Source organism: Arthrobacter sp. Y3221114, from assembly GCF_059092625.1.
Genome location: NZ_JBNHHW010000004.1, coordinates 93,374 through 106,417 on the forward strand (window position 1 = coordinate 93,374; position 13,044 = coordinate 106,417).

Sequence of the window (13,044 nt, forward strand, 5' to 3'; positions counted from 1 at the left end):
GTAATTCGTCTGCAGGTTTCCAGTGGTGGCGTCGGGGGACGTCCGGGCCTGCTGAGGGGGACGGGGGCTACGGGTGGAGCAAGTGGGTCGTGATCCAGGGGGCGGCGAGATCCTCGACGTCCGGATACCAACTGCCGGGCAAACGCCGGCTCCTCCGGGCCGGGCCGCCGCTCACATGCGGAGCAGGGCGAAACCGTGGTGGCGCCGTCGGAAGGATACGGTCGGGCTGGATGACCTGCTGCAACAGACGGGCCAACCGGAGCGCATGCCCGGCGCCGTTGTCCGTTTCGCCGGGTGGATCGGTGCGGTCGCGGTCGTTGCGCTCAGCGCCGGATCCTTGATAGCCCCGGGAGCCATCGCCTTCTCGGCAGCGACGGATTCCGTGCTGGACCTGTGGGAAGGCCTGCCCGCCGAGCTTCCGTTGGACACCGCCTTGCCGCAGCATACGGTCCTGCTGGACAGGGACGGCAAGGAGTTCGCCCGCTTTTACAGCGAGAACCGGATCGACGTGGGCCTGGACCAGGTCTCGCCGACGTTTTTGGACACGCTGCTCTCCACCGAGGACTCCCGGTTTTACGAACATCACGGCGTGGACCCCCTGGGCGTCACCCGCGCGATGGTGAGCAACTCCGTGGGCGGCGAGCGCCAGGGCGGCTCCACCATTACCCAGCAGCTGGTACAGAACATCCTGGTCAACAATGCCCGGGATGAAACCGAACAGTCGGTGGCGGTGGGCGAAACGTATAACGCCAAGATCCGCGAGGCGAAGTACGCCGTCCAGCTGGAGAAACGCCTGGACAAGGACCAGATCCTCAACATGTACGTCAACGCCGTTTACTTTGGCAACCGCGCGTACGGAGTCCAGGCGGCGGCGCGGATCTATTTCAATACGACGGCGGCAAAGCTCACCCTGCCCCAGTCGGCCCTGCTCGTGGGACTGCTCAAGGGACCGGTTCACTACGATCCGGTGAAGTACCCGGATCGGGCGCTCGACCGCCGCAACACGGTGCTGAATGTGCTCGAGCGGCACGGCGCGATCACGGCGGAAGAAGCCGCGGAGGCCCGCGAAAGCGGGCTCGGCCTTGACCTGGGATCGGTGCCCTCGGGCTGCGGCGGCTCCGAGTACCCGTTCTACTGCGATCTGGTCCGGGATGAAATCCTCACCGATCCGGCCTTCGGCAAGACCCCGGAAGAACGCGGGGACCGGCTCTCCCGCGGCGGCATGACCCTGACCACGGCCTTGGACCGCAAGGCCATCGACGCGGCGGAAAAAGCGGTGCGCAAAGCGATGGGCAACAAGAACCGCGCGGCGCTGGGCACCGCCGTCGTCGAACCCGGCACCGGGCATGTTACGGCAGTTGCGCAGAACCGTTCATGGGGCGAGGGCAAGGGCAAGACCGAGGTGGTCTTCGCCGACAGCGCCTTCCAGGTGGGGTCGGCGATGAAGCCGATCGTGCTCGCCACGGCCCTGTCCCAGGGGATTTCCCCGAGCCAGAAATTGCTGGCCAACGGCCCCTTTTACTCAGCGCTGGATAACCCGCCGGGCGGTTTCCACAACTACGGCTACCAGAACTACGGCTACATCAACGCCTATCAGGCCGTGCGCGCTTCGGTGAATATCTACTTTGTGCGGTTAATCGAGCGCACCGGTGTGAAGGAAGTCGCCGAGTTCGCGGAAACCCTGGGCATCACCTCGATTCCCGTCAACAAGCTGCATGGGCGGGAGGCATCGCTGGCGCTCGGCTCCTACGAGATTTCCCCGCTGGAGATGGCCAACGCCTACTCCACCTTCGTCAGCGGCGGGGTGCTGTGCCGGCCGGTCACCATCACCGCCGCCATCCGCAGCGATACCGGGGAGAAGCTCCCGGTCCCCGCCTCGAACTGCCACCAGGCCATCGATCCCTCGGTGGCGGCCACGGTGGCCGACGCGCTCAAGGAACCGTTCCACCCGGCCGGCACGCTGGGCGCCTTGGGCATGCCGAAGGGCCGCCCTGCCGGGGCGAAGACAGGTACCACCAATGACTTCGCCGCGAACTGGATTGTGGGCGTCACCCCGCGCTATGCGACGGCGGTGTGGCTCGGCGACCCCCGCGGCGGGGCCCAGTACCCGCTGAAGAAGGTGCATGCCTACGGCAAAACCTTCTACGACCTCACCGGTTCCGAACTGGCCGGCCCGGTGTGGAAGGACACGATGGAAGGCCTGCACAAGGGCCTGCCCGCCGAACCGATGCCCGAGGCCGACCCGCTGACCACCAGCACTGCCGCGTCCCGGTCCATGCCCGACCTGCGCGGACTGGGCGTCAACGAGGCGATCACGGTGCTGCTGCGCAACAATCTGGTGCCGGTGATCGGGAAGGAAACGGCCAAGCCGGACCCCCGGGTGGGCAAGGACGTGGTCACCGCACAGTCGGCACCGCCGGGCAGCAGGTTGACGTTCCGGCAGGAAGTGACCGTCAGGCTCAGTGCCGGCAGCAACACCGCCATCACCGTTCCCGACGGGTTGTAAGGAGCCACGATGTCTACTTTTGAAAAACATCCGGCTCTTGCCCTGGCCACCGGTGCAATCTGCCTGGCTTCGCTCACCGGGTCCGGGCTGGCGGCGCTGCAGGCATCCGGCATGCCGATGTTCTTTACCGAGGAGCAGGCTCCGGCGGTTGCCGAACCTGCCTCGCCGGCGGCGATCAGCGCGGTGCTCACCGATAGCCCTGCCTCCACCTCATTGACCGGGCTGCTGGCCGAACCTCCCAAGAAGTGGAAACCGGAGGGTCCGCTGGAGCGCGGAGTTGCGCTGCCGGTGCCCTATGCGTGTGATGTCGGTACGGCTCCCTCGGTGGCGTTGTCGCGTTCATTCAGGGTGGGCAACGAGAGCGTGCAGGTGCTCGCCGCTGCCTACACCGCCGGCCTTGGCGCCGAAGCGATGGACAAGGTGGTGGAGAACGCGGCCGACTGCGCCGGGCCGGCGATCGGTGTCCGCGGCGAGGAATTGGAAGGCCCAGGGGTCCAGGCCCACCTGGCCTACACAGCTAAGAACGGCCGCGGCGCCATGCAGGTGCTCACCTTCCGGCGCGGGGACGTGCTGGCCTTCGTGGTGGGAGAGGCAGCCGCGCCGCTGGAGAAACTGGCCAAGCAACTGGACAAGAAGCTGGCGGGAGCGCTCGCGGATGTCTGTGCCGACCAGGAATCCACAGCCGGCGACGCTGCCCGGTCCCCCTGGTCGACGGCCGGTTACCAGCCGCTCACGGTCACCAGCACTGTGTCCATCCGCGCCGTCCCGCTGCCGGAGGCACCGGCCGACGCCGACTACGAAGCCGTCTCCTTCCCGGCGCCCGATCTGAAGGTCAAACCGGCCAAGCCGGCGGCAGTGCCGGTCTATCCGGTCTGGCCGCTGATGCCGGAGGCGCGGGAGCTCCCCCGGCCGCCGAAGAGCCCTGCGGAAGAGCCTGCCAGGTCGGCGAAGGTCCACCTGCTGACCGAGGACGCCACCGGGCCGGGCTGCGGCTGGGAGTTCACCGGCATGTCCCCGGTGCCTTTTGACGCCATGGAAGCAGCCGCCGCCAACCGGGAGCGTGTCCACGCCACGGAGTCGAAACTCGCCGCCGGCGCCAGGAAATGGCAACAGAGCGTGCTGGACTATTGGGCCGCCTACGACCGATACCGGACCGATGTGAAGGAGTACAAGGACTACGCCGCCGCGGTCGCCAAAGTGAACAAGGAGTGGGACAAGATCGCGGCGCGGTGGAACGACTACTGGGCCGAATACGCCGTCTACCAGCAGGCGCTGGCGGAGCGCTCGGCATTCTTTACCCAGCAGGACAATGCCCGGGCCGAATATCGGAACGCGCTGGCGCAGTGCGAAGCGGACAACCGGAACGCGGAGGAGGAGTACAAGAACGCGCAGCAGGAGTACAAAATGGCGCAACAGGAGTACGAGAAGGCGCTGGAGGAGTACCGGAAGGCGTTGGAAGAAGCTGAAGAGAACAGGGGCAACGAAGACAAGGAGGAGCAGCAGCCGGAAAAGCCCACGCCGCCCCAGGAGCCCTCGCGGCCCGAGCCCGCGGATTGTGACGCGATAGGCGCGCCCGCCATCCTGAATTGGGCGCCGCCGGCCAAGCCCGTCGCCCCGACACCCCCGGCCGATCCCCGCCCTGCGGGCCAACGATGATCCAAGGGGCAGCGGTCCCGGCGTGGCCGCGTGGAGCCCGCTGTGCCGGAAGCCAGGGCTCCCGCTGGCTTTGGCTAGAGTGGTGGCATGGTTGATTCCACCGCCACCACCGCCACTGCCGACGTCACCGCCGCCACGGAGCACCTCGGCGCCGATGGACGTGCAGTTCCGGACGCCTACTACGTCCGCCTGGACGGCGGGCGCTTCCATTCCACGCTGCATTCCCAAGGCGCGTGGAACGACCACGAACAGCACATGGCACCGGCCTCCGGCCTGATCGTGCATGAACTGCTGCGCAACCATCCCCGCCCCGAGATGGTGATGAGCCGGATCAGTTTCGAGATCCTGGGCATCATCCACGGCGGCGAGTTCGAGATCCAGACCCGGGTTCTTCGACCCGGCAGGACGATCGAACTCTTGGAGGCCACCTTCACCGCGCAGGGCCGCACGGCCATCCGCGCCCAGGCCTGGCGGCTGGTCACCGGCAATACCGCCGATGTCGCCGGCACCTTCAGCCGGCCTCTTCCCGGACCCGATGGCTGTCCCCCGGCGCCCATGACCAGCGTCTGGGACGGCGGCTTTATCCGGGCCACGGAGTTCCGCACCGCGGCCGACCTCGGTCCCGGCAACCGGACAGTCTGGGGACGGACCCTGCACCCGCTGGTGCAGGGCGAGGACAGCGACCCGCTGGCCCGCTTCGTCAGCATCGTGGACACCGCCAACGGCATTGCGGTGCGGCAGGATCCGCGCGAGTACATGTTCCCCAATCTGGATCTGACCATCCACCTGTTCCGCCAGCCGCAGGGCGAGTGGACCGGCCTGGACACCCGCGTGACCTTTGGCGCCGACGGCGTCGGCCTGACGGATACCGAACTGTTCGACGAACAGGGTGCGGTGGGCCGAGCCGCCCAGATCCTGACCGTCCGCAAGGTTCCCGGAACAACCGGATGAGCCTGCGCATCCTGACCATCGGGCGCAAGCACGAGTCATGGGTGGCGGAGGGAATCGACCGCTACGAAAAGCGGATGAAGAAGCCCTTCGACGTCACCTGGCAGCCGATCCCCCATTCATCCCGCGAGCATGACGCGGCGCGCAAGGAAGAATCCGAAACCCTGCTGGCCAAGCTCAGCGGCAAGCACGCCAACGACTTCGTGGTGCTGCTGGATGAACGCGGCAAGAACATCGATTCGCCCACGCTGGCGCGCACGCTCCAACAGCCGCTGGACAGCTCCCGCAACGTCACACTGATCATCGGCGGGGCGTACGGGGTGGACGACTCGATCCACCAGCGGGCCGACTTCGTCTGGTCCCTTTCCAAGCTGGTCTTCCCGCACCAGCTGGTCCGGCTGATCCTCATGGAGCAGCTCTACCGCGCCCAGGAGATCGCCGGCGGGAGGCCCTACCACCATGAATGACCGGCGAGCGCAGTGCCCTTTGGCCGGTGGACGGCAGTCGCCGCGACCCTCCCCTGCGAATCCGGCCGCGGCCCGCCGCCTCCTGAAAGGCACTCCAGTGACTACCATTCCCCGCACTGCCCTTCGCTCCGTACTGGCCGTCGGCGCCATGGCGGGCCTGTTGCTTGTTGGCGCCGGCGCAGCCTCCGCGCACGTCGGCGTCACGCCCGAGGACAACGCCGCCGGCAGCAGCTCGGTTCTGACGTTCTCCTTCGCGCATGGGTGTGAGGGTTCGCCGACCACGAAGGTTGCGATCACGCTGCCCGAGCAGTTGGTGGACGCCACGCCGACCGCGCACCCCAACTGGGAGGTTGAAAAGGTGACCGAAACCTTGGATGCCCCCAAGACCTTGGACAGCGGAGCCACCGTCACCGAGCGGGTCAGCCAGATTGTTTACACGGCCAAGGAACCGGTGGCGGACGGGCTGCGCGACACGCTGCAGCTCCAGGTGCTGCTGCCCAATGCCCCCGGCGAGAGCCTGTCCTTCCCCACGTTGCAGACCTGCGAGAAGGGGGAGACCGACTGGGCCGAGCTGCCCGCGGAGGGCCAGGATCCCCATGAGCTGGACTCCCCGGCTCCGTCGTTCGTGATCGGCGAAGCATCCGTCAACAGCCACGGAGGGCACGACGACGGCGGTGCGGCTCCCGACGCCGGCGCGACCTCGGCATCGGGCAACGGCGCGGCAGCGGTGGCCGGTTGGGCCGGGCTCGGCGCCGGGGTGCTGGGTCTGGCTGCCGGCGTGACCGCGCTGGCCAGAACCCGCAAGAAGGCCTGAGCTTACAGCCCGGTATCGACGGTCCAGCCGGCCGGCAGGAGTCCCACGCGGGAACCGCCCGGCCGGCGGTGTTTAATATGACCATGATGAATCGTTTCCTGATCCGCCCCGCCGCCGCGGCCCTGTTCGTCGGATCCGCCCTGCTGCTGGCCGGATGCGGGCAATCGGCTCAGGAATCCGGCACCCAACCTGCGTCTTCTGCCCCCGCGCCCAGCGCGCCGTCGTCGTCCGCTGCACCCGCCCCGGAAACCGGAAGCGCCACCGAAACCGGAAGCGCCACTCCGTCCCCGGAGGCCGGCGGCAGCGCCGGCGACGGTTCCTGCCGGGCTGGCCAGCTGGAGGCGGCCATCGAAACCAAGGTTGGCGCCGGGGCCGCCGGCAGTGTCTACCGCACGCTGGTACTGACGAACACCGGCGGCGAGTCCTGCACGCTCCAGGGGTACCCGGGCGTCTCCTATCTCGACGCCGACGGTGGGCAGGTGGGGGCACCGGCCGACCGGGACCCGGAGGCAGAGGCGGTGGCCGTCACGCTGCAACCGGGCGGAACCGCCGAGGCGCAGCTCCAGCAAACCAACGCGCAGAACTACGGCGAGGAATGCGGACTGACGGATGTGGCGGGAGTCAGGGTCTACCCGCCGAACCAGAAGGAATCGGTCGTCGCGAAGCAGGAGACGGTCGGCTGCTCGGACGACTCCGTGGTGCTGATGACCGTGGGCACCTTCCAGGCCCCGTAGCCGCCTCTCCACTCTTCGAACTGCACGCCGGGAACTGCACACCGTCGGTGCCGGCCGCTAGGCTCATGACATCGGTATGACGACGTCTGTGCTCGAACGCTTCAGTCCGGCCACCCGCGAGTGGTTCGCCGGTGCCTTCGCCGCGCCCACCAACGCGCAGGCCGGGGCGTGGAACGCCATTTCCGCCGGCTCCCACGCCCTGGTGGTGGCGCCCACCGGTTCCGGCAAGACCTTGGCCGCCTTCCTCTGGGCGCTGGACACGTTCATCTCCAGGGCCCAGACGCAGCCTGAACTTCCCGTCGCTGTTCCGGAAGCGGCCCCCAAGCGGGGACGAGCCCCCCGCGAGGAGTCCCGCGGCACCCGGGTACTGTACATCTCGCCGCTGAAGGCGCTGGGTGTGGACGTGGAGCGGAACCTGCGCGCGCCGCTGATCGGCATCACGCAGACCGCCAAACGGCTCGACCTGCCAGCCCCGTCCATCACCGTCGGCGTCCGTTCCGGAGACACCCCGGCCAATGAACGGCGCCGGCTGCTCACCCACCCGCCGGACATCCTGATCACGACGCCGGAATCGCTGTTCCTGATGCTGACCTCCAGGGCGCGGGAGACCCTGGCGTCGGTGGACACCGTAATCATCGATGAAGTGCACGCCGTGGCCGGTACCAAGCGTGGTGCACACCTGGCGGTCACCCTGGAACGGCTGGACGCCCTGCTGCAGCGGCCCGCCCAGCGGATCGGCCTGTCCGCGACGGTCGAGCCGCTGGATACCGTGGCCCGGTTCCTGGGCGGCAACTCCCCGGTGGAGGTCGTCGCCCCGCCCGCCCGGAAGTCGTGGGACCTGACGGTCACCGTGCCGGTGGAGGACATGACCGCGCTGGCCTCGCCGAGCCAGGAGGAATTGGGGCCCGGCGCGCAGCCCGCCTCCATCTGGCCGCACGTCGAAGAGAAGATCGTGGACCTGATCGCCGAGAACCGGTCCACCATCGTCTTCGCCAACTCCCGCCGCCTGGCCGAACGGCTCACCGCCCGGTTCAACGAGATCTGGACGGAACGCGAGTCCGTCCCGCTGCCCGGCGAAGACGTCTGGGGCCCCGCTGCCAATGACGACCCTGCGGAAAACGGTCCCGCTTCGGGTTCCGGCTCCCGCACCCAAACCAAGCCGCCGGCCCAGATCATGGCCCAGGCCGGTTCGGTGTCCGGCGCGGATGCCGTCCTCGCCCGTGCCCACCACGGCTCGGTCAGCAAGGAGGCCCGCGCCCAGATTGAAGACGACCTCAAGTCCGGGCGTTTGCGCTGCGTGGTCGCGACGTCGAGCCTGGAGCTCGGCATCGACATGGGTGCCGTGGACCTGGTGGTGCAGGTGGAATCCCCGCAGTCCGTGGCCAGCGGCCTGCAGCGGGTGGGCCGTGCCGGGCACCAGGTCGGCGAGGTCTCGCAGGGCGTGCTGTTTCCCAAGCACCGGCAGGATCTGGTCAACACCACGGTGACGGTCGAGCGGATGCTCGCCGGCCGGATTGAGCCCCTGTACATCCCGACCAATCCTCTGGACATCCTCGCCCAGCAGACCGTGGCCGCCACCGCCCTCGGCGCCGTCGACGTGGAGGAATGGTTCGACGTCGTGCGCAGATCCGCGCCCTTCGCCACGCTGCCGCGCTCCGCTTACGAGGCCACCCTGGACCTGCTGGCCGGGCGCTACCCGAGCGACGAATTCGCCGAGTTGCGCCCGCGGATCGTCTGGGACCGGATCGCCGGGACCATCACCGGCAGGCCCGGCGCGCAGCGGCTCGCCGTGACCTCCGGCGGGACCATCCCGGACCGCGGGCTGTTCGGCGTCTACCTGGTGGGCTCCGAGGACGCGAAGAACCGCGGCGGCCGCCGGGTGGGCGAGCTGGACGAAGAGATGGTCTACGAGTCCCGCGTGGGCGACGTCTTCGCGCTGGGCGCCACCAGCTGGCGGATCGAAGACATCACCTACGACCGCGTGCTGGTCTCCCCCGCCTTCGGGCAGCCGGGCAAGCTGCCGTTCTGGAAGGGCGATTCACTGGGCAGGCCGGTGGAACTCGGGCGGGCGCTGGGCCGCTTCGTCCGGGAACTGTCCGGCACCGCCGAGCAGCCGGCCCGCGAGCGGCTGGCCGCCGCCGGGCTGGATGACTGGGCTGCGGGGAACCTGCTGGCCTACCTGGCCGAGCAGCAGCAGGCCACCAACGATGTTCCCAGCGACCGCACCCTGGTGGTGGAGCGCTTCCACGACGAGCTCGGCGACTGGCGCGTGGTGCTGCACAGCCCGTTCGGCATGCCCGTCCACGCACCCTGGGCGCTGGCCGTCGGTGCCCGGCTGCATCAGCGGTACGGGCTGGACGGTTCCGCCATGGCCGCCGACGACGGAATTGTGCTGCGGGTGCCGATGATGGAGGACGAGCCTCCCGGCGCCGAACTGTTCCTCTTCGATCCCGAGGAACTGGACCAGATCGTCACCGCGGAGGTGGGCGGTTCCGCGCTCTTCGCCTCCCGCTTCCGGGAATGTGCCGCCCGCGCCCTGCTCCTGCCGCGCAAGAACCCGGGCAAGCGCAGCCCGCTCTGGCAGCAGCGCCAGCGCTCCGCCCAGTTGCTGGACGTGGCACGCAAGTACCCCACCTTCCCGATCATCCTCGAGACGGTGCGCGAATGCCTCCAGGATGTCTACGACCTGCCCGCGCTCAAGGAGATTGCCGCCGGGATTGACCGCCGCGAGCTGCGCCTGGTGGAGACCACCACCCAGCAGCCGTCGCCGTTCGCCCGCTCGCTGCTCTTCGGCTACGTGGCTAGCTTCCTGTACGAAGGCGACTCCCCGCTGGCCGAGCGCCGGGCCGCGGCGCTGTCGCTGGACCCGGGCCTGCTCAACGACCTGCTGGGCCGGGCCGAGCTGCGCGAACTGCTGGACGAAGGGATCATCGAACGGACCGAGCAGGAGCTGCAGCGGCTGACCGAGGACCGCAAGGTGCGCGGCGCGGAGGGCATCGCCGACTTGCTGCGCCTGCTGGGACTGCTGACGACGGCGGAGATCGCCGCCCGTGTCCTGCCCGCCGAACCGGTGAATGGACCGGTGAACGGACCGGGGAACAAACCGGTGACCGGACCGGTGACCGGTTCGACGGACGAATCGGCAAACGGATCGGTCCCCGCGGCCGGCGCGCCCGTTGCGATCGCCGACGTCGAACCCTTGATCGCCGAACTGGCGAGGGCCAACCGCACCCTGAAGGTGGGCGTCGCCGGCGCCGAGCACTGGGCGGCGGTGGAAGACGCAGCCCGGCTCCGCGACGCACTCGGCGTGCCGCTGCCCGTGGGCGTGCCGCTGGCGTTCATCGAGCCGGTGGCCGACCCGCTCGGCGACCTGGTCAGCCGCTATGCCCGAACCCATGGCCCCTTCACCGCCGCCGAATGCGCCCGGCGGCTGGGCCTGGGCACCGCCGTGGTGCATACCGCGCTGCAGCGGTTGCTCAAAGACGGCCGGGTGGTCGAAGGCGAGTTCCGCCCCGGCGGCGCACCGGCTGCTCCAGAGGGCGGCGCCCAGGGTACGACCGAGGTGGCTTCTCCGATCCCGGCGGATCAGCGCCAGACCGAATGGTGCGACGTCGAGGTGCTGCGCAAGATCCGCCGTCGGTCATTGGCCGCCCTGCGCAAGGAAGTCGAACCGGTTGATCCCGCCACCTATGGCCGGTTCCTGCCGACCTGGCAGAACGTCGGAGCGAAGCTGCGCGGACTGGACGGCGTGGTCACGGTGGTGGACCAGCTGTCCGGGGTACCCATCCCGGCGTCGGCTTGGGAGCCGCTCATCCTGGCCTCGCGCGTGAGCGACTACGCCCCCGCCATGCTGGACGAGCTGACCGCCACGGGCGAAGTCCTGATCGCCGGCGCCGGGTCGATGCCCGGCAACGACGGCTGGATCAGCCTGCATCTGGCCGACGCCGCGCACCTGACGCTGAATCCCCAGCCGGATTTCGAACCCAGCGTGCTGCAATACGAAATCCTCAACGCGCTCTCCGGAACCGGGGGCTACGGCGGCGCCTACTTCTTCCGGCAGCTCACCGACCTGCTCGCGGCCAACGGCACCCAACCGGGTGACAACGCCGTCAGCAGCGCGCTGTGGGACCTGCTCTGGGCCGGACGGATCACCAATGACACGTTCGCCCCGGTGCGTTCGCTGCTGGCCGGCGGGACAACCGCGCACCGGCAGCGCAATGCGCCGCCGCGGGCACGGTCGGCGCGGCTGGGACGGATCGGACGCCTGCACGGACTGCACGGGACCGGGCTGCAACCCGGCGCCGGGGCGGGTGCCGGCAAGGGTCCCGGCCAGCCGCGCAGCGCGCCCCCGACCGTTGCGGGGCGCTGGTCGCTGCTGCCTGCCCCGGAGGCCGATCCCACCGTGCGCGCACATGCCACCGCCGAACTGCTGTTGGACCGCTACGGCGTGGTCACCCGCGGCTCGGTGGCCGCCGAGTCGGTCCCGGGCGGCTTCGGCCTGATGTACAAGGTGCTGGGCAAACTGGAGGAAACCGGCCGCTGCCGCCGCGGCTACTTCATCGAACACCTCGGGGCGGCCCAGTTCGCGGTCTCCCCCACCGTTGACCGGCTGCGTTCCTTCAGCCGCGACGCGCAGCTCGGTGAGCAGCCGCCGGCGGCCGTGGCGCTGGCGGCGACCGATCCGGCCAATCCGTATGGTGCCGCCCTGCCGTGGCCGCCGCAGGACTCCGGCCACCGGCCCGGCCGCAAGGCGGGGGCGCTGGTGATCCTGGTGGACGGAGAACTTGCCCTTTACGCGGAACGCGGCGGCAAGACGCTGCTGGCCTTCACCCAGGACGAGGAGGCGCTGGCGTTGTGCGCCCGGGCCCTGGTGCAGGTGATCCGTCGCGGTGCCGCGGACAAGATGGCCGTCGAAAAAGTCAACGGCTCCACCATCCTGGACACGCCGCTGGCCCGCGCACTGATGGACGCCGGTTTCTATTCCACCCCGCGCGGGCTGAGGTTCCGTGCCTGAGGGCGACAACGTCTGGCGGGCGGCCCGGCGCTTGCACGGCGCGCTGGCCGGGCGGCAGCTGACCCGCAGCGATTTCCGGGTGCCACGCTACGCCACCCTGGACCTGTCCGGGCAGACGATTGACGACGTCCGGTCACGCGGCAAACACCTGCTGATGCGGGTGGGCGCGCTGACCGTGCACTCTCATTTGGGCATGGACGGCAGCTGGCAGATCTACCAACCCGGCGAGCGCTGGCGCAAGCCCGCCTTCCAGGCCCGCCTCGTCCTGACCACCACGGCGACGACGGCCGTCGGCTTCTTGCTGGCGGCGCTGGACGTGGTGCCGCGGGCCGACGAGGACACGCTGGTGGGGCATCTCGGTCCGGACCTGCTCGGGCCCGACTGGGACGCGGCCGAAGCGCTGCGGCGGCTGCGGCAAGAGCCCGACCGCCCGATCGGACTGGCGCTGCTCGACCAGCGCAACCTCGCCGGGATCGGCAACATCTACCGCTGCGAGGTCTGCTTCCTCGCCCGGGTGCACCCGTCGACCCCGGTGGCCCAGGTGCCGGATCTGCCCGGCATGGTGCAGAAGGCCAAGCAGCTGCTGGAGGCCAACAAGGACCGCGGCATGCGCAGCACCACGGGCGCCCCCGCCCGGGGCGGTTCGCTCTGGGTCTACGGCCGGGCGCGCCGCCCCTGCGCGCGTTGCGGCACGCCTATTGCCCACGACCTCCAGGGCAACACGGCCGCGGATCTCCGTGACGTCTACTTCTGCCCGCACTGCCAGCCGCTGACTCCCTGACCGACTCTTCGCCACCGCAGCCCCGCCCCCGAGGACTCGGCCCGACATGACCTCTTGGCGGCCGGGTCAGGGGTCCTCGCGACCTGCCCGCCAGGTCCTCGCAGGCCTGCCGCGACGGCGGTCG

Annotated in this window: 8 protein-coding genes; all 8 read left to right on the top strand. The window is 69.5% G+C overall.

Features of this window, described 5'->3' with window-relative positions; translation table 11 throughout:
* Positions 1-265 precede the first annotated feature (265 nt).
* The gene (locus tag AC5RV3_RS10055; RefSeq protein ID WP_494122000.1) at positions 266-2,506 is read left to right on the top strand and encodes a transglycosylase domain-containing protein; all 2,241 of its coding nucleotides are present in this window, start codon (positions 266-268) and stop codon (positions 2,504-2,506) included.
* Between the two features lie 9 nt (positions 2,507-2,515).
* On the top strand, positions 2,516-4,162 hold the full coding sequence (locus AC5RV3_RS10060; RefSeq protein WP_494122001.1) for a hypothetical protein: 1,647 nt from the start codon (positions 2,516-2,518) through the stop codon (positions 4,160-4,162).
* 87 nt (positions 4,163-4,249) lie between these two features.
* Positions 4,250-5,113, top strand: coding sequence for a thioesterase family protein (locus AC5RV3_RS10065; RefSeq protein WP_494122002.1), 864 nt, complete (start codon positions 4,250-4,252; stop codon positions 5,111-5,113).
* Positions 5,110-5,577: a 23S rRNA (pseudouridine(1915)-N(3))-methyltransferase RlmH gene (rlmH, locus tag AC5RV3_RS10070; RefSeq protein ID WP_494122003.1), complete on the top strand. Its 468-nt coding sequence runs from the start codon at positions 5,110-5,112 to the stop codon at positions 5,575-5,577. The genes AC5RV3_RS10065 and rlmH overlap by 4 nt, the downstream gene beginning before the upstream one ends.
* Before the next feature lie 97 nt (positions 5,578-5,674).
* The gene (locus AC5RV3_RS10075; RefSeq protein WP_494122004.1) at positions 5,675-6,391 is read left to right on the top strand and encodes a YcnI family copper-binding membrane protein; all 717 of its coding nucleotides are present in this window, start codon (positions 5,675-5,677) and stop codon (positions 6,389-6,391) included.
* 83 nt (positions 6,392-6,474) lie between these two features.
* Positions 6,475-7,125: a DUF4232 domain-containing protein gene (locus AC5RV3_RS10080; protein WP_494122005.1), complete on the top strand. Its 651-nt coding sequence runs from the start codon at positions 6,475-6,477 to the stop codon at positions 7,123-7,125.
* A gap of 76 nt (positions 7,126-7,201) precedes the next feature.
* A complete protein-coding gene (locus AC5RV3_RS10085) occupies positions 7,202-12,139 on the top strand; it encodes an Lhr family helicase (RefSeq protein ID WP_494122006.1) in 4,938 nt (1,645 codons plus the stop codon).
* Positions 12,132-12,920: an Fpg/Nei family DNA glycosylase gene (locus AC5RV3_RS10090; protein WP_494122007.1), complete on the top strand. Its 789-nt coding sequence runs from the start codon at positions 12,132-12,134 to the stop codon at positions 12,918-12,920. The genes AC5RV3_RS10085 and AC5RV3_RS10090 overlap by 8 nt, the downstream gene beginning before the upstream one ends.
* The last annotated feature ends 124 nt before the right edge of the window (positions 12,921-13,044 follow it).

Bases quoted from the DNA above. Each gene is read 5' to 3' on its own strand.
- AC5RV3_RS10055 (WP_494122000.1), top strand. From the start codon at position 266: ATGCCCGGCGCCGTTGTCCGTTTCGCCGGGTGGATCGGTGCGGTCGCG.
- AC5RV3_RS10060 (WP_494122001.1), top strand. From the start codon at position 2,516: ATGTCTACTTTTGAAAAACATCCGGCTCTTGCCCTGGCCACCGGTGCA.
- AC5RV3_RS10065 (WP_494122002.1), top strand. From the start codon at position 4,250: ATGGTTGATTCCACCGCCACCACCGCCACTGCCGACGTCACCGCCGCC.
- rlmH (WP_494122003.1), top strand. From the start codon at position 5,110: ATGAGCCTGCGCATCCTGACCATCGGGCGCAAGCACGAGTCATGGGTG.
- AC5RV3_RS10080 (WP_494122005.1), top strand. From the start codon at position 6,475: ATGATGAATCGTTTCCTGATCCGCCCCGCCGCCGCGGCCCTGTTCGTC.
- AC5RV3_RS10085 (WP_494122006.1), top strand. From the start codon at position 7,202: ATGACGACGTCTGTGCTCGAACGCTTCAGTCCGGCCACCCGCGAGTGG.